The organism is Enterococcus columbae DSM 7374 = ATCC 51263, assembly GCF_000406925.1.
In the GTDB taxonomy this organism is placed as follows: Bacteria; Bacillota; Bacilli; order Lactobacillales; family Enterococcaceae; genus Enterococcus_E; species Enterococcus_E columbae.
Window position 1 is genome coordinate 481,897 of sequence record NZ_KE136347.1, and the last position, 14,885, is coordinate 496,781.

The following is a 14,885-nucleotide window of genomic DNA, read 5'->3' on the forward strand; positions in this document are numbered from 1 at the left end:
AACGGTTCCACACAAACGAAGAAAGCTCTTATTTTTATTTTTTTGATCGATGTGGGAACGGTACCGGATAGAAAGGAAGAATTATATGGAAAATCGTGAAATTGCAAAAGCAGTTATCGAAGCTGTGGGAGGAAAGGAGAATATCAATAGTGTCGCCCATTGTGCAACGCGTCTACGTTTGATGGTTAATGATCAAGCTAAAATTGATACTAAAACAGTTGAGAGTATTGAAAAAGTAAAAGGGGCATTCTTTAACTCTGGTCAATATCAAATCATCTTTGGTACTGGTACAGTCAACAAGATTTACGAAGAAGTTGTTGCTTTAGGTGTGAGTGAATCTTCTAAAAGCGAAATGAAAGCGCAAGCAGCTAAATCTGGAAATGTCTTCCAACGAATGATTCGTACCTTTGGGGATGTCTTTGTCCCAATTATTCCTGTATTAGTAGCAACTGGGTTATTTATGGGCTTGCGTGGGTTATTAACGCAACCACAAATTTTAAGTGTTTTTGGTATGACACCTAAGTCAATTGATCCAAATTTCTTATTATATACGCAAGTGTTAACGGATACAGCTTTTGCTTTTCTACCAGCTTTAGTTGCGTGGTCAACCTTTAGAGTATTTGGTGGTAGTCCAGTTATCGGTATTGTATTAGGTTTGATGTTAGTTAACCCTTCATTACCAAATGCTTATGCTGTAGCAGCAGGAACCGCTAAACCAATTATGTTAATGGGCTTTATTCCGATTGTTGGTTATCAAGGAACTGTTTTACCAGCTTTCTTCGCTTCATTACTAGGAGCAAAATTAGAGCAACGTTTACGTAAAGTAATTCCGGATACTTTTGATTTATTATTAACACCATTCTTAACTTTATTAGTAATGAGTTTACTTGGGTTATTAGCGATTGGACCAGTATTCCACTCACTTGAAACCGTTGTTTTGAATGCTACTGAATTTGTGTTAGATTTACCATTTGGTTTAGCCGGAATTATTATCGGTTTCTTAAACCAATTAATCGTGGTAACTGGTGTGCATCACATCTTTAATTTCTTAGAAGTACAATTATTAGCCAATACGGGTAAAAATGCCTTTAACGCAATTATCACATGTGCGATTGCTGCGCAAGGTGCGGCTTGTTTAGCTGTTGGGGTAAAAACTAAATCTGCTAAATTAAAAGCACTATGCTTCCCATCAGCTTTATCAGCATTCTTAGGAATTACTGAACCAGCTATTTTTGGGGTAAACTTACGTTATGTTAAACCATTTGTAATGGGCTTAATCGGTGGTGCCGCTGGTGGTTTTGTTGCTAATATTTTAGGATTAGCAGGTACAGGTATGTCAATCACAGTTATTCCTGGTACGTTATTATATCTAAATGGTCAATTATTCCAATATTTATTAGCTAATTTGGTAGCAATTGGGGTAGCTTTTGCATTGACTTATACAATTGGCTATAGCGATAAAATGCAAGAAAACGCGTAAAAAACAAAATTAGAAAGGGAATATCAGATGTTAGATGGAAAAGTAAAGGATTCAAAATATCCCGTTGGTTTTCATATTACACCTTTGGCAGGCTTGCTAAATGATCCAAATGGTTTAGTAAAATATGAAGGAATCTATCATGTATTTTATCAATTAAATCCAGCTGATACGATTCATAAAAATAAACACTGGGGGCACATCTACTCTGAAGACCTTATAACTTGGCATCGGGCGCCAATTGCTTTGGCTCCTGATGCTTGGTATGATAAAGATGGGGTTTATTCAGGCAGTGCAATCATTATAGAGAATCAACTACATCTCTATTATACCGGTAATGTAATTGATGAAGCCGGAGAAAAACATAGCTATCAATGCTTGGCTGTTTCAAATGATGGCTTTACCTTTGAAAAGAAAGGGCCAATTTTTGAGCATCCAAAAGGCTTTACTCGCCATGTTCGTGATCCCAAAGTATGGTATGACGAAAAAGAGGCTTGCTATTATCTGGTTCTAGGCGCTCAGCGTGAAAATTTGACGGGAACGACCTTGCTTTATCGTTCTAAAGATGCAATTGTATGGGAAAGTATGGGCGATTTAATCACAGATACAAGCAAGCTTTCGCAAATTGGCTATATGTGGGAATGTCCAGATTTGATTGTTCAAAAGGATCAAGCATTGTTTATTTATTCGCCACAGGGTATAGAAGCCACTGGTGATAATTACCAAAATATTTATCAGACTGTTTATTTAACTGGTGATTTTCAAGAAAATCATTTCACGCCCAATATGGATATGCGTGAGGTGGATTGGGGCTTTGAATATTATGCGCCTCAAAGCTTTTATGATGAAAATCGAGTTATATCTTATGGTTGGATGGGGATTACTCAACCTGAGTTTGAATCATCAATGCCAACAGTTACTGAAGGTTGGCTGCATTGTTTAACCATTCCGCGCACCCTTCATCTAAAAGACAATCAGTTGTTTCAAAAGCCGGTAGAGGAATTGACTGCTTTACGTAAGCAAAAACAGGTGTTTACTGTTGATCAAGCTTTAAATACAGTCATTCATTCTTCTCAGCTGGAAATCCTCATTAGTCAGCCAACAGGATTAGCTAGTTTTGATTTGACTATTGACGAAAATCTTACTTTATCTTATGATGCTACCGATTTTTCTTTAAAATTGACTCGACTTAATTGGTATACGAATCAGCTAGAAGAACGTAAAACGCAACTAACTTCGGCATTAAAGAATCTCCAATGGTTTATTGATGGCTCAGTTAGTGAATTGTTCTTAAATGATGGTCAATCAGTAGCTTCAGCTAGATTTTTTAGCTCATTTGTAGAACAAAAACAGCTAGAAGTGACTTTTGCTGCTCAATCCACTCAAGAAATGGTTGTTTATGAGTTAAAGCCATTGACTATTGAGGCTTAATATAGTAAATAGAAGTGAAGGAACTATTTGTAATCAGTTCTTTTGCTTCTTTTTTATTTAAGCATATCTCGAAAGGATGATTGATTTGCAATTACGCTTGGCACGAATGAATGATTTACAGGAAATTATGGCAATTTTTAATGCGGCGATTGCCTATATCGGAAAACAAGGCTCACCTCAGTGGCAAAATGGCTATGGACCGCAAGTAGAGCAAATCAAGCAAGACATCAACAAGCAACAGCTCTACGTATTTGTCGATGAGCTTGAAAAAATTTTGGCTGTGGCAGCGCTAGTTGAAGGAATTGATCCAGTTTATACAGCAATCGATGGTACTTGGCAAGGAAATGAAGCGTATATTTCGATTCACCGGGTTGCTGTTAGTGCGGAAACTATGGGAAAAGGCATCGCCAAGCTGTTCTTGAAGCACCTAGTTGAACAATGTCAACAGCTCGATTACCAAGATATTCGTATTGATACTCACGAATTGAATATCGGTATGCAAAAAGTTATTTTAGCTAATGGTTTTCAATACCGTGGACAAGTAGTTTTTCCCATTCCATTTGGGGAACGCTTGGCTTATCAATTATATCTTGGATAAGCTAAAAAACAATTGAGATATTGAGATAGAATTGTTAATATAGTGTTGAAGGACGGTGTCACATGAAGAAAAGAATGAAAAAGAAAAAAGCCTATAAAAAATATATTCAAGATATTTTTAAAGGCTATGAACAAATGCTAGAAAATCCAGAAATTGATCAATTAACTTTTAGTTATCTAAAAGAAGAAACCTTGCTACATCGTGATCAAGAGCGACGCATTCGTTTTACAACAAAAGAAAAATAAAAATATTATGTAAACTAAAATGCAGAATGAAGAGTTAGGAATTAAACCTAACTCTTTTTATTTGCGCTCATGCAATCAAATAATTTTACAGGTATGAATATCTATGGAAAAATGATAAAATAAAAGAATACTAGAAGAGGGGGAGCTGCTATGTTCAATGAAAATGAGTATAAGCAAGATGAACTGAGTTTTGTTGAAGCGAAGGAAACTGCTTCAAAAAATATCGGTCAGTTACTTGAAGATTTGAAGGCTTTTGAGGTAGCCATTCAAACTGAAAATGTGGCTGAAATCTATCGAATTTATCAAGGAAAACTGCACAAAGAACTAAAAGAGACATCCAATCAAAACCATGAAATTGATGATTTACTAGCTAAAAAATTGCATCACGGTTTTCTTGCTCGTTTTCCATACATGCAATTGATACAGAAAGTTTCACCAACTATTTATTATTATAAGATTGATCAGTACTATCATCAGCGGCCAACCATTGTAATGGATGTTAGTGTACCAAAAATTTATATTCAATCAACTGTTTTGAATGAATGGAGAAATTTTGATGCCAATGATCAATCGGAATTACTTAAAATAGAGAACAAAATGAATCAAATTGATGTTCAAAACCTGACTTGGCAATCTGAGGTAGCTGAATTGGAGACAACCTTACAGCAATTAGAAAAGCAAATTGAGCAGACCGCACAACAAAAAACGATTTTTAATCGAGTGAAAAATGAAGAAGAGTATCAACAATTGTTGAATTCTAAAGAAAAATTACTTGAACGTATCAAGCAAATCAAAAATAAAATCACTGATAAAACGCAACAAGCTGAAATGAAAGAACAGATGCAAGCAGAATATTTTGCCTTGCAGTTACACCGTGCTTTGATAAAAAAAGAATTGCGACTATTACAAAAGCATGCCCAATCAATTGATCATTTAGAAGCGGAATTAATGCAGTTTATTGCTGACTATTTACAGCCAAAAGAGGAGGGAAACGAATATGCCTGAGCAAACGCCAAATGTCGAGGTAACTACCAAGGAAGTGGTGCATTTTAGTGCTGAGCATAAGGCTGAGGCTTTTGACAAGCCAGCTATTCCTTCACTAGAAGTTTCCTTTGAGACGCATTATGATGAAACGAAGGTACGTGATCATCAAAAAATCTTGACGCTTATTGAAGCAGCTGAATTAGAATTACGTGATTTAAAATTACGTAAAGAAATAATGGAAGCTGATTTTTCAACATTGACTCAGCTATTTCATGCTTATCTAGTTGAAGAGCAAGCGATTTCTACATTGGCTAAACAAACTTTAGTGGAATATTTAAGCTATGAATTCCTTCGCCCATTAGCGCATCAAGGTTTAAATAAAGGAAATAACTTTAATTTGTGGAGTGCTAAGCATTTTCAAGTGTTACATCATCTTGATGAAAAAAATCGGATTATCTTTGAAATTCAGATGAATGGGTTAGATCAGCGAGTTGTTCCAGAATTTATTCCGTTAATTGCCTTTGATCTTGAACATACAACAGTAGAAATTTTTGATCATCAAATAGCTGTTTTTATCCGTTTATGGTATGAAGAAGGCGTTTATTCGCGTAATCAACTGGCTTTGTTTAACCATGACTTAAACCAACTGCTCAATTATGCACGACAATTAGGGTTTGAAGTAGAACGTAGCTTATTAGATAATACCTATCAATTAGATACCCATTTCACCAGTCAAAATCCTGTGAATACTAAAATTATTGATCAGCTATTCATTGATACGATGGAAGAGGATAGTTATGATTTTAATCTTTTAGCTGACCGACAGTATCAAGTGTTACTTGATCATCAGCAGGAAGTACAAATTCAGCTTGATGAGCATGATATTGCACAATTAGCAATCAAAACAGCAACGCAAAGACGCTCTATTTTAGATTTCTTGACTAGTTATCCATTTTTAGTGCCTTTATTAATCGGGGCCAAATAAGTAGTGAATAACCTGATAGCTAAATATGGCTATCAGGTTATTTAGCAACTTTTTTATGATAAATAGCACTTGGTTTAAAAACAAAAATAAATCAAAATCATAGAAGTGAAATCGCTTAGCTATCACGAATCAAATAATAATTGATTGAGAATACATAGGAATAAATGATAATTATAAGTCCTGTTGAAAGTAAATTTCGATTTTTTAACGAAAATATCCCTAATTTTATTTATAATAATTATAAAATAGTTGACCGATGGCGTAATTTTGGTTATAGTGGTAACGAGATAACGAAATCTCAAGTAAGATAAATAATTATTTGGAGGAATAGCAATATGTCATTAATCGGAAAAGAAATTATCGAATTTAAAGCAAATGCCTTTCATAATGGTGAATTTATTGAAGTTTCATCAGAAGATTTTAAAGGTCAATGGAGTATCGTATGCTTCTATCCAGCTGACTTCACCTTTGTATGTCCAACTGAGTTAGAAGATTTACAAGAACAATATGCTACCTTAAAACAATTAGGAGTAGAAGTATATTCTGTGTCTACAGATACTCATTTCACGCATAAAGCATGGCATGATCATTCAGAGGCTATTTCAAAATTAGAATATATTATGATTGGAGATCCATCACATGTCATTTCAGCTGGTTTTGAAGTGTTAGGTGAAGATGGATTAGCGCAACGTGGAACATTTATTATTGATCCAGATGGTATTGTTCAAGCAGTTGAAATTAACGCAGATGGTATTGGTCGTGATGCAAGTACGTTGATTGATAAAATTAAAGCAGCCCAATATGTTCGTACTCATCCAGGAGAAGTCTGCCCAGCAAAATGGAAAGAAGGCGCAGAAACCTTAAAACCAAGCTTGGATTTAGTTGGTAAAATCTAATTAGGTAGGAGTTTTGATAAATGGCTTTAGATGTTGAAATAAAATCACAATTAGCTCAGTATCTTGAGCTATTAGAATCAGATGTAGAATTTGTGGCCAGCCTTGGTAACGATGAAGATAGTCAAAAGGTGAAGGAATTTTTGCTTGAAATTGCTGAAATGTCACCCAAGCTTTCACTCGTTGAAAAAGCCTTAGATCGTACCCCTTCTTTTCAAGTAAATCGTAAAAATCAAGAGCCTAGTGGGGTGGCTTTTGCTGGCTTACCTTTGGGACATGAGTTTACTTCTTTCATTTTGGCTCTTTTACAGGTTGCTGGACGCAAGCCCAAAATTGAAGATGAATTGATTACACGCATTCAATCGATTCAAAGTAATTTACATTTTGAAACTTATGTTAGTCTAACTTGTCATAATTGTCCTGATGTTGTTCAGGCCTTGAATATTCTTTCAGTTTTAAATCCACGAATTTCACATACCATGATTGAAGGCGGCATGTTTAAAGCAGAGATTGACGAACGGAAGGTTATGGCTGTGCCGACAGTCTTTTTAAATGGCGCTGAGTTTAGCAGTGGTCGGATGAGTATTGAGCAGCTAGTAGAAAAAATTAGTGGGCCACAAGATGCTAGTACCTTCAATAACAAAGATATTTTCGATGTTTTAGTGGTTGGTGGTGGCCCAGCCGGTGCAAGTGCAGCTATTTATGCAGCACGTAAGGGAATTAAAACTGGAATGTTAGTTGAAACTTTTGGTGGTCAGGTGATGGAAACTGTCGGAATTGAGAATATGATCGGCACACCATATACTGAAGGACCACAATTGATGGCACAAGTTGAACAGCATGTAAAAGCCTATCCAGTTGATATCATGAAAGGCCAACGCGCCAAAGATATTCGTAAAAATGATCTTCTCGAGGTTGAATTAGAAAATGGGGCTGTTTTACAAGCCAAATCTATCGTTTTAGCTTTAGGAGCAAAATGGCGTAATATCAATGTGCCAGGTGAAGATGCCTTTAGAAACAAAGGGGTAACCTATTGCCCTCACTGTGATGGTCCATTGTTTACAAATAAAAAAGTGGCTGTAATCGGTGGTGGAAATTCAGGGATTGAAGCAGCGATTGATTTAGCTGGCTTAGCCGAACATGTGTATGTTTTAGAATTTTTACCTGAATTAAAGGCTGATCAAGTTTTACAAGATCGTTTAGCACAATTAAAAAATGTCACAGTACTTAAAAATGTGGCAACAAAAGAAATTGTTGGTAATGATGAAGTAGAAGGAATTATTTATACTGATCGTGCAGACAATAGCGAACATCGGATTGATTTAGCTGGCGTATTTGTTCAAATTGGTTTAGTTCCAAATACCAATTGGTTACCTGAAACGATTCAAACAACAGACCGTGGAGAAATTATTGTTGATAAGCATGGACAAACAAGTTTAGCAGGGGTATTTGCTGCGGGTGATTGTACAGACAGTGCTTATAAGCAAATTATTATTTCAATGGGCTCTGGTGCAACAGCCGCTTTAGGTGCTTTTGATTATTTGATTCGTAATTAATCAAAGGCGTTAACTCATAAATATTAAAAGATAAGCGAAGATTCATCCCGCAAGTAGGGAGTGAATCTTCGCTTTTTTGTAGACTATGTATAGTTTGAATGTAGTAAATGTGTATTTACAGTGTTTATTATAAATTAGACGATCTAATATCGGCATTAATGTTTATAAAGTAAATGATCTTCCTCGCTAGGATACAAGGAGTAATAATGTGTTTGGCGTAAAGCTGCTCGTTGGCGGCGTATTTTTCTTTTTAGACGTTTATTTCGACGATCATCCCAAGCCATAATCCATAAAATTAATAATGGTGTATAGAAAAGGAAGTTATTATAGTCACTTGAAGTCCCTAAAAACAAACCAACAAAGAAAATAATCATTAATAAAGCTAATCTTCTCATATATTTCATCGTAATCCCTCTTTATGCGAATATTTGTTCGTATTTATATTATACGAATATTTGTTCGCATTGTAAATAGCAAAATAAAAAAATCTCCTCAAATTGAGAAGATTAATAGTTACGATATAAACCGACCACCAGACCGAGAATGGTTACCTTTTTTAATCGAATAGGCTCCATGTAATCATTTTCTGGCTGTAGTCTGAAATGATCCGCTTCTTTGTAGAAGGTTTTGCAGGTGGCTTCGTCTTCATCGGTCATTGCGATGACAATATCCCCATTTTTAGCAGTATTTTGTTTACGAACGATGACTTGATCACCATCTAAAATCCCTGCATTAATCATACTTTCCCCGCGAATAGTGAGCATGAACAATGGCTCGCTTTCGTTTTTTAATTCAGGTGGAATAGGGAAATAATCGGTTGTTTCTTCAACGGCCAAAATTGGATTACCCGCAGTGACTGTTCCAACCATCGGAATTTGTGTGATGGTCGCGCCGATTTTAGTTAAGCCAATTTTCGTTAATTCAATGGCTCTAGGTTTACTTGGATCACGATGGATATATCCCTTTTTTTCAAGTCGAGATAAATGACCGTGAACAGTTGACGAAGAGGCCAGGTTAACGGCTTGAGCGATTTCGCGTACAGTTGGGGGATAGTTTTTTTCTGTTAAAAATGAATGGATATATTTTAAGATATTAATCTGTCTATCTTCATTATGTCTGGGCATGTCAAACACCGTCCTTTACAGCCATTTTATCATATCTATCTTAATATATCAAACGAATGTTCGCTTAAAATATCTATGGGCTTCGAACAAGTGATTAAGTATTATTTGGTTTTTTTGGTAATTTGTATTAATATGGATAAAGAAAGAAGCTATGAAGAAAGGACGTTATACAATGCTTTCTAAAGAAAAAATCGCCCGTATTAATGAATTGGCGAAAAAGAAAAAAACACAAGGATTAACTCCCGAGGAAACGGCTGAACAACATGAACTACGTCAGGAATATTTGGCAGCCTTTCGTGGGGGGATGCGTCATCATATCGAAGGAATGAAGGTAGTAGATTTAAAGGGAAATGATGTAACACCAGAAAAATTGAAAAAAATCCAAAAAGAAAAAGGATTACATAATCGCTAGTAGTTTAAAATTGAGTTTGAAAATAAGGCTATTACGTTGACTTGAGACTGATTCTCTTTAAGTGGGTATTGCTATTTTAGTCATAGTTCGCTATAATGAAAGCGTAATTAAAGTAAAAATAACTATAATTGTTTAGGAGGCATATCGATGTTTGACACAATTGATCAATTGGGCGTAAATACCTTACGTACCTTAAGTATGGATGCAATTCAAAAGGCTAATTCAGGTCACCCTGGTTTACCAATGGGGGCTGCACCGATGGCTTATGCTTTATGGACCAAGCATTTAAAAATTAACCCAACAACTTCACGTAACTGGGTTGACCGCGACCGCTTTATCCTATCGGCAGGTCATGGTTCTGCATTATTATATAGTTTATTACACTGTGCCGGATATCAAGTAACGATTGATGATTTAAAAAATTTCCGTCAATGGGAAAGTAAAACTCCTGGACATCCTGAAGTTCATCATACCGATGGGGTTGAAGCTACTACTGGACCATTAGGACAAGGTGTTGCCATGGCTGTAGGGATGGCGATGGCTGAAGCCCATTTAGCCGCTAAATATAATCGTGAAGGCTTCGATATCATGAATCACTATACCTATGCTTTATGTGGTGATGGTGATTTAATGGAAGGTGTATCTCAAGAAGCTTGTTCAATGGCTGGACACATGAAATTAGGTAAATTAATCGTACTATATGATTCAAATGATATTTCATTAGATGGCCCAACTAGCAAAGCCTTTACTGAAAATGTTGGTCAACGCTTTGAAGCGTATGGCTGGCAACATATTTTAGTCGAAGATGGCAATGATTTAGCCGCTATTTCACAAGCTATTGAAGACGCAAAAGCTAATTTAGCGCAACCAACTCTGATTGAAGTGAAAACGATTATTGGTTTCGGCGCACCAAAACAAGGCACTTCTGCAGTTCATGGTGCACCATTAGGCCAAGAAGGCATTCAAGCAGCCAAACAAGCTTATGGCTGGGAATATCCTGAATTTACCGTACCTAGTGAAGTACAAGCTCGTTTCCATGAAGCGATTGTGGAAAAAGGTCAACAAGCAGAAGGTAAATGGAATGAATTATTTGCCCAATACGAAGCAGCCTATCCAGAATTAGCCAAAGAATTCAAGCAAGCCTTTGCCGGTGAGTTGCCTGAAGATTGGGATCAAGCACTACCACACTATGAAGTGGGCAGTGCGCAAGCTAGTCGTGTATCAAGTAAAGAAATGATCCAAGCTTTATCTAAAGCAATCCCAAGCTTATGGGGAGGCTCGGCAGATTTATCTGCTTCTAACAACACCATGGTAGCAGCAGAAAAAGATTTTGAACCAGGTCAATACGAAGGACGCAATATCTGGTTTGGTGTACGTGAATTTGCGATGGCCGCTGCGATGAATGGGATTCAATTACATGGAGGAACGAAGATTTATGGAGGCACCTTCTTTGTATTCGTGGATTACTTACGCCCAGCCATTCGTTTAGCCGCCATCCAAAAAGCACCGGTTATCTATGTATTAACACATGATTCAGTGGCAGTAGGGGAAGACGGCCCAACCCATGAACCAATTGAACAATTATCTAGCCTACGTAGCATGCCAAACCTACAAGTGATTCGTCCGGCTGATGGGAATGAAACCCGTGCAGCTTGGAAACTAGCTGTAACCTCTAAAGAAACGCCAACTGTTTTAGTGTTAAGTCGTCAAAACTTACCAGTTATTGAAGGAACAAAAGAATTTGCGGACGAAAATGTAGACAAAGGTGCGTATGTTATTTCTGCTCAAAAAGGGGAAAAACCTGAAGGCATCTTAATCGCAACTGGTTCAGAGGTTTACCTAGCTGTGCAAGCCCAAAAAGCTTTAGCTGAAGAAGGCATCGATGTTTCGGTTGTTTCTATGCCAAGTATGGAACGATTTGAACAACAAAGCGCAGAATATAAAGATAGCGTCTTACCACGTGGCGTGAAAAAACGTGTCGCCATCGAAGCCGGTTCATCCTTTGGTTGGCAAAAATATGTAAAATGTAAAGGAAAAACGATTACGATTGATAGCTTTGGTGCGTCTGCTCCTGGCGATAAGGTCTTAGCTTCATTTGGCTTTACAGTTGAAAACGTGGTAAATGTGTATAAATCAATCTAATTAAAAGTTGATACATTTCTTTTATAGCAAAACCTATTAAAGGAAATACTAAGAGTGGTCAGTCTTTAAAATATCAAGGCTGGTCACTCTTTTTTATTTTTATTACTTAAAAATCGTGATAAACATTAGTTATCGCAATAGCTTGGATACAAAAATATCATTTGTCTTTTTTAAAGTAATTATTGTAAAATATAAACAAATCAGACAAAGGGGTAATGAAAGATGGCAAAAATTTATCAATCAGTTACTGAATTAGTAGGTCATACACCAATTGTAAAATTAAGTAAATTTTCACCAGCTGAAGGGGCAACAATCTATGCAAAAGTGGAATCGTTTAATCCTGGTAGCAGTGTAAAAGACCGTATCGCTTTAAGCATGATTGAGGCTGCAGAAAAAGCAGGTACTTTAAAACCCGGCGATACAATTATCGAACCGACTTCAGGAAATACAGGGATTGGTTTGTCAATGATTGGAGCAGCCAAAGGTTATCAAGTGATTATTGTAATGCCTGATACGATGAGTGTGGAACGTCGCAAATTAATGCAAGCTTATGGCGCAAAATTGATTTTGACACCTGGTAGTGAAGGAATCAAGGGTTCTATTAATAAAGCGACTGAATTAGCCAAAGAAAATGGTTACTTCATGCCATTACAATTTGAAAATCCTGAAAATCCAAAAATTCATGAATTAACTACAGGAAAAGAAATTGTTGAAGCATTTGGCCCAGAAGGCATCGATGCATTTGTTGCTGGAGTTGGAACAGGTGGAACCATCAGTGGTGTAGGTAAAGCTTTAAAAGCAGCTTACAGCCAAGTTAAGGTCTATGCGGTTGAACCAAAAGAATCAGCTGTATTAAGTGGTGAAAATCCTGGAGCGCATAAGATTCAAGGGATTGGTACTGGCTTTGTACCAAAAACATTAGATACTGAAATTTATGATCAAGTAATCCCTGTTGCTAGTGACGATGCAATTTTGACTGCTCGTAACTTTGGTAAACAAGAAGGAATTTTAGTAGGTATCTCTTCTGGAGCAGCCTTAAAAGCGGCTTATGATGTAGCTAAAGGCTTATCTAAGGATAAAAAAGTATTAGTTTTATTACCAGATAACGGAGAACGTTACTTATCCACTGCATTATATCAATTTGAAGATTAATCCAAGCTTTGAATATAATAACGTAAAACCACACGTTTTTTCTGTAAAAATGTGTGGTTTTTGTTTTTGTAAGGACTGGGATTTGTGAAATTAGTTAGTTTTTTCTTGTATTCTAGTTATATTTGTTATTTAAATGAAATGGAATATTAAATTTGAAAAAGGGATTGGTTAAATGTTTCATCCACTAAGCATAATATGCTAGCTTTATTGTTAAATTAATAGTAGAATAAAGTCATCAAGAAAATTGGGGGTATTCAATTGAGTGTAACGCTAAATGAAGCTATCTCAAAATTGGAAGCAGAAAATATTCGCCTAACTTCACAGCGAATAGCTATTTTAGAATATTTATCTGCGCATCATATCCATCCTACAGCTGAAGAAATTTATCACGGAATCAAGGAAAATTTTCCAGGAATTAGCGTGGCAACAGTATACAATAATCTTCGCTTATTTACTGATTTAGGATTTTTAAAAGAAATGAAGTACGGTGATGCATCTAGTCGTTTTGATTTTAGTACGAAACCGCATTATCATGTTATTTGTGAACGTTGTGGGAAAATCACGGACTTTTATTATCCTGGATTAGAAGATGTTGAGATGGCTGCAGGAAAGATAACGAATCATGAAATACACAGTCATCGCTTAGAAGTATATGGTATTTGTGAACAATGTCAAAAAGAGCAAAAAGAGGGGGTACAATAATCGTGATTATTCATACAGAAAATGCACCGCAAGCGATTGGTCCTTATGTTCAAGCGAGAGTTGCAAATGGTTTTTTATTTGCATCTGGTCAAATTGCCTTAGATCCTAAAACGGGTGAAATTGTTGGGACAACGATTCAAGAACAAACAGAGCAGGTATTGAAGAATATCCGAGCAATTTTAACTGAAGCAGGTTTAACTGCAGATGCAATTGTTAAGACGACCTGTTTTTTGAAAAATATGGATGATTTTACTGCATTTAATGAAGTTTATGGCACGCTGTTTAATGAGCAATTGCCTGCTCGTTCAGCAGTTGAAGTCGCACGTTTACCTAAAGATGTGCTAGTTGAAATCGAAATTATTGCAGTAATGGCAAAATAAATCAAGAAAGATGGCAAATGTTTAGTTGACTAGACATTCCATCTTTTTTTATCGAAAGAGTGAAGTAGATGTTAAAAGAATACTTTTCTATGGGACATACCACCGTTAGTAATTTAGTGATTGATTATTATCATGAACTAGGGATGACCAATGAAGAATTTTTACTTTGGTTACAATTGTCACGTTTTGAACAAAAAGGGGAGCGATTCCCAAATTTAGAATTATTGGCACAAAGGTTGAACTGGACGAGTAGTCAATTATACCATCAATTGAATCAATTGATTGAAAAACAGCTCGTTCAAATTGTCCAACATACCGATGAGCAAGGCAAGAAAACCGACATGTATGATTTTTCGCCGATGTATGCCAAAATTGAACAATGGTTACTACAAAAAGAACAAAAGCAAGTAAGTCAAAATAATCAACAAAAAACCCAGGCTTTGTTTCGCCATTTTGAAGAAGAGTTTGGCAGGCCTTTATCATCCATTGAATTTCAACGGATTAATCAATGGATTGATGAAGACCACTATGGTACAGAGTTGATTTATTTAGCCTTGCAAGAAGCGGTCATTAATCAGGTTTATAGTCTAAATTATATTGATCGTATTTTGTTAAGCTGGGAGAGAAAGAATATTAAAACCGCTCAGCAAGTTGCTAATGAGCAGAAGGCTAGAAAGCAAAGGTATGTTGAAAATCAGTCTACACAAGCTGTTCCTAAAACATTACCGAAGATTTCTTTACATAATTGGCTTGAAGATAATGATTAAGCTAAGTGATGAATAGCTAGTTAGTAGATATAATCTA

At 36.2% G+C, this 14,885-nt stretch carries 16 protein-coding genes; 14 read left to right on the plus strand and 2 right to left on the minus strand.

Annotation, left to right across the window (positions count from 1 at the left end; genetic code table 11):
• Positions 1 to 85: 85 nt before the first annotated feature.
• From RK02_RS02340 to ahpF, 8 genes are all read left to right on the plus strand, one after another.
• Positions 86 to 1,480 carry a sucrose-specific PTS transporter subunit IIBC gene (locus RK02_RS02340; RefSeq protein ID WP_016182634.1) on the plus strand — a complete coding sequence of 465 codons (1,395 nt, stop codon included), beginning with the start codon at positions 86 to 88 and terminating at the stop codon, positions 1,478 to 1,480.
• A 27-nt stretch (positions 1,481 to 1,507) separates the two neighbouring features.
• A complete protein-coding gene (locus tag RK02_RS02345) occupies positions 1,508 to 2,908 on the plus strand; it encodes a glycoside hydrolase family 32 protein (RefSeq protein ID WP_016182635.1) in 1,401 nt (466 codons plus the stop codon).
• Between the two features lie 85 nt (positions 2,909 to 2,993).
• Positions 2,994 to 3,506 (plus strand): GNAT family N-acetyltransferase, encoded by a 513-nt coding sequence (locus RK02_RS02350; protein ID WP_016182636.1) that lies wholly within the window; start codon positions 2,994 to 2,996, stop codon positions 3,504 to 3,506.
• Between the two features lie 62 nt (positions 3,507 to 3,568).
• A complete protein-coding gene (locus tag RK02_RS02355) occupies positions 3,569 to 3,751 on the plus strand; it encodes a hypothetical protein (protein ID WP_016182637.1) in 183 nt (60 codons plus the stop codon).
• 150 nt (positions 3,752 to 3,901) lie between these two features.
• Positions 3,902 to 4,756, plus strand: coding sequence for a hypothetical protein (locus tag RK02_RS02360; protein ID WP_016182638.1), 855 nt, complete (start codon positions 3,902 to 3,904; stop codon positions 4,754 to 4,756).
• Positions 4,749 to 5,720, plus strand: coding sequence for a hypothetical protein (locus RK02_RS02365; RefSeq protein WP_016182639.1), 972 nt, complete (start codon positions 4,749 to 4,751; stop codon positions 5,718 to 5,720). The genes RK02_RS02360 and RK02_RS02365 overlap by 8 nt, the downstream gene beginning before the upstream one ends.
• 335 nt (positions 5,721 to 6,055) lie before the next feature.
• Entirely contained in the window at positions 6,056 to 6,616 is a 561-nt protein-coding gene (ahpC, locus tag RK02_RS02370) for an alkyl hydroperoxide reductase subunit C (RefSeq protein WP_016182640.1), read from the plus strand.
• 20 nt (positions 6,617 to 6,636) lie between these two features.
• Positions 6,637 to 8,169 carry an alkyl hydroperoxide reductase subunit F gene (ahpF, locus tag RK02_RS02375; protein WP_016182641.1) on the plus strand — a complete coding sequence of 511 codons (1,533 nt, stop codon included), beginning with the start codon at positions 6,637 to 6,639 and terminating at the stop codon, positions 8,167 to 8,169.
• Between the two features lie 155 nt (positions 8,170 to 8,324).
• Here ahpF and RK02_RS02380 read toward each other — a convergent pair whose 3' ends face one another.
• Positions 8,325 to 8,573 (minus strand): hypothetical protein, encoded by a 249-nt coding sequence (locus tag RK02_RS02380; protein ID WP_016182642.1) that lies wholly within the window; start codon positions 8,571 to 8,573, stop codon positions 8,325 to 8,327.
• 102 nt (positions 8,574 to 8,675) lie between these two features.
• Complete coding sequence (gene lexA / locus RK02_RS02385; RefSeq protein ID WP_016182643.1) at positions 8,676 to 9,293, minus strand: transcriptional repressor LexA; 618 nt, start codon at positions 9,291 to 9,293, stop codon at positions 8,676 to 8,678.
• A 172-nt stretch (positions 9,294 to 9,465) separates the two neighbouring features.
• On the opposite strand from lexA, the gene RK02_RS02390 reads away from it, so the two are divergent.
• The 6 genes from RK02_RS02390 to RK02_RS02415 all read left to right on the plus strand — a co-directional run bounded on the left by RK02_RS02390 (position 9,466) and on the right by RK02_RS02415 (position 14,848).
• Complete coding sequence (locus RK02_RS02390; RefSeq protein WP_016182644.1) at positions 9,466 to 9,705, plus strand: DUF896 family protein; 240 nt, start codon at positions 9,466 to 9,468, stop codon at positions 9,703 to 9,705.
• Positions 9,706 to 9,852: 147 nt separating this feature from the next.
• Entirely contained in the window at positions 9,853 to 11,847 is a 1,995-nt protein-coding gene (tkt, locus tag RK02_RS02395; RefSeq protein ID WP_016182645.1) for a transketolase, read from the plus strand.
• 222 nt (positions 11,848 to 12,069) lie between these two features.
• Complete coding sequence (gene cysK, locus RK02_RS02400; protein ID WP_016182646.1) at positions 12,070 to 12,999, plus strand: cysteine synthase A; 930 nt, start codon at positions 12,070 to 12,072, stop codon at positions 12,997 to 12,999.
• 258 nt (positions 13,000 to 13,257) lie between these two features.
• Positions 13,258 to 13,701, plus strand: coding sequence for a Fur family transcriptional regulator (locus RK02_RS02405; RefSeq protein ID WP_016182647.1), 444 nt, complete (start codon positions 13,258 to 13,260; stop codon positions 13,699 to 13,701).
• Positions 13,701 to 14,081, plus strand: a complete 381-nt coding sequence (locus RK02_RS02410) for a RidA family protein (RefSeq protein WP_026231350.1) — start codon at positions 13,701 to 13,703, stop codon at positions 14,079 to 14,081. Before RK02_RS02405 ends, RK02_RS02410 begins: the two co-directional genes overlap by 1 nt.
• A 68-nt stretch (positions 14,082 to 14,149) precedes the next feature.
• On the plus strand, positions 14,150 to 14,848 hold the full coding sequence (locus RK02_RS02415) for a DnaD domain-containing protein (RefSeq protein WP_016182649.1): 699 nt from the start codon (positions 14,150 to 14,152) through the stop codon (positions 14,846 to 14,848).
• Positions 14,849 to 14,885: the final 37 nt, after the last annotated feature.

Excerpts from the sequence above, each read along its gene's own strand:
- RK02_RS02340 (WP_016182634.1), top strand. The coding sequence starts at position 86 with ATGGAAAATCGTGAAATTGCAAAAGCAGTTATCGAAGCTGTGGGAGGA.
- RK02_RS02345 (WP_016182635.1), top strand. The coding sequence starts at position 1,508 with ATGTTAGATGGAAAAGTAAAGGATTCAAAATATCCCGTTGGTTTTCAT.
- RK02_RS02355 (WP_016182637.1), top strand. The coding sequence starts at position 3,569 with ATGAAGAAAAGAATGAAAAAGAAAAAAGCCTATAAAAAATATATTCAA.
- RK02_RS02360 (WP_016182638.1), top strand. The coding sequence starts at position 3,902 with ATGTTCAATGAAAATGAGTATAAGCAAGATGAACTGAGTTTTGTTGAA.
- RK02_RS02365 (WP_016182639.1), top strand. The coding sequence starts at position 4,749 with ATGCCTGAGCAAACGCCAAATGTCGAGGTAACTACCAAGGAAGTGGTG.
- ahpC (WP_016182640.1), top strand. The coding sequence starts at position 6,056 with ATGTCATTAATCGGAAAAGAAATTATCGAATTTAAAGCAAATGCCTTT.
- ahpF (WP_016182641.1), top strand. The coding sequence starts at position 6,637 with ATGGCTTTAGATGTTGAAATAAAATCACAATTAGCTCAGTATCTTGAG.
- RK02_RS02380 (WP_016182642.1), bottom strand. The coding sequence starts at position 8,573 with ATGAAATATATGAGAAGATTAGCTTTATTAATGATTATTTTCTTTGTT.
- lexA (WP_016182643.1), bottom strand. The coding sequence starts at position 9,293 with ATGCCCAGACATAATGAAGATAGACAGATTAATATCTTAAAATATATC.
- RK02_RS02390 (WP_016182644.1), top strand. The coding sequence starts at position 9,466 with ATGCTTTCTAAAGAAAAAATCGCCCGTATTAATGAATTGGCGAAAAAG.
- tkt (WP_016182645.1), top strand. The coding sequence starts at position 9,853 with ATGTTTGACACAATTGATCAATTGGGCGTAAATACCTTACGTACCTTA.
- cysK (WP_016182646.1), top strand. The coding sequence starts at position 12,070 with ATGGCAAAAATTTATCAATCAGTTACTGAATTAGTAGGTCATACACCA.
- RK02_RS02415 (WP_016182649.1), top strand. The coding sequence starts at position 14,150 with ATGTTAAAAGAATACTTTTCTATGGGACATACCACCGTTAGTAATTTA.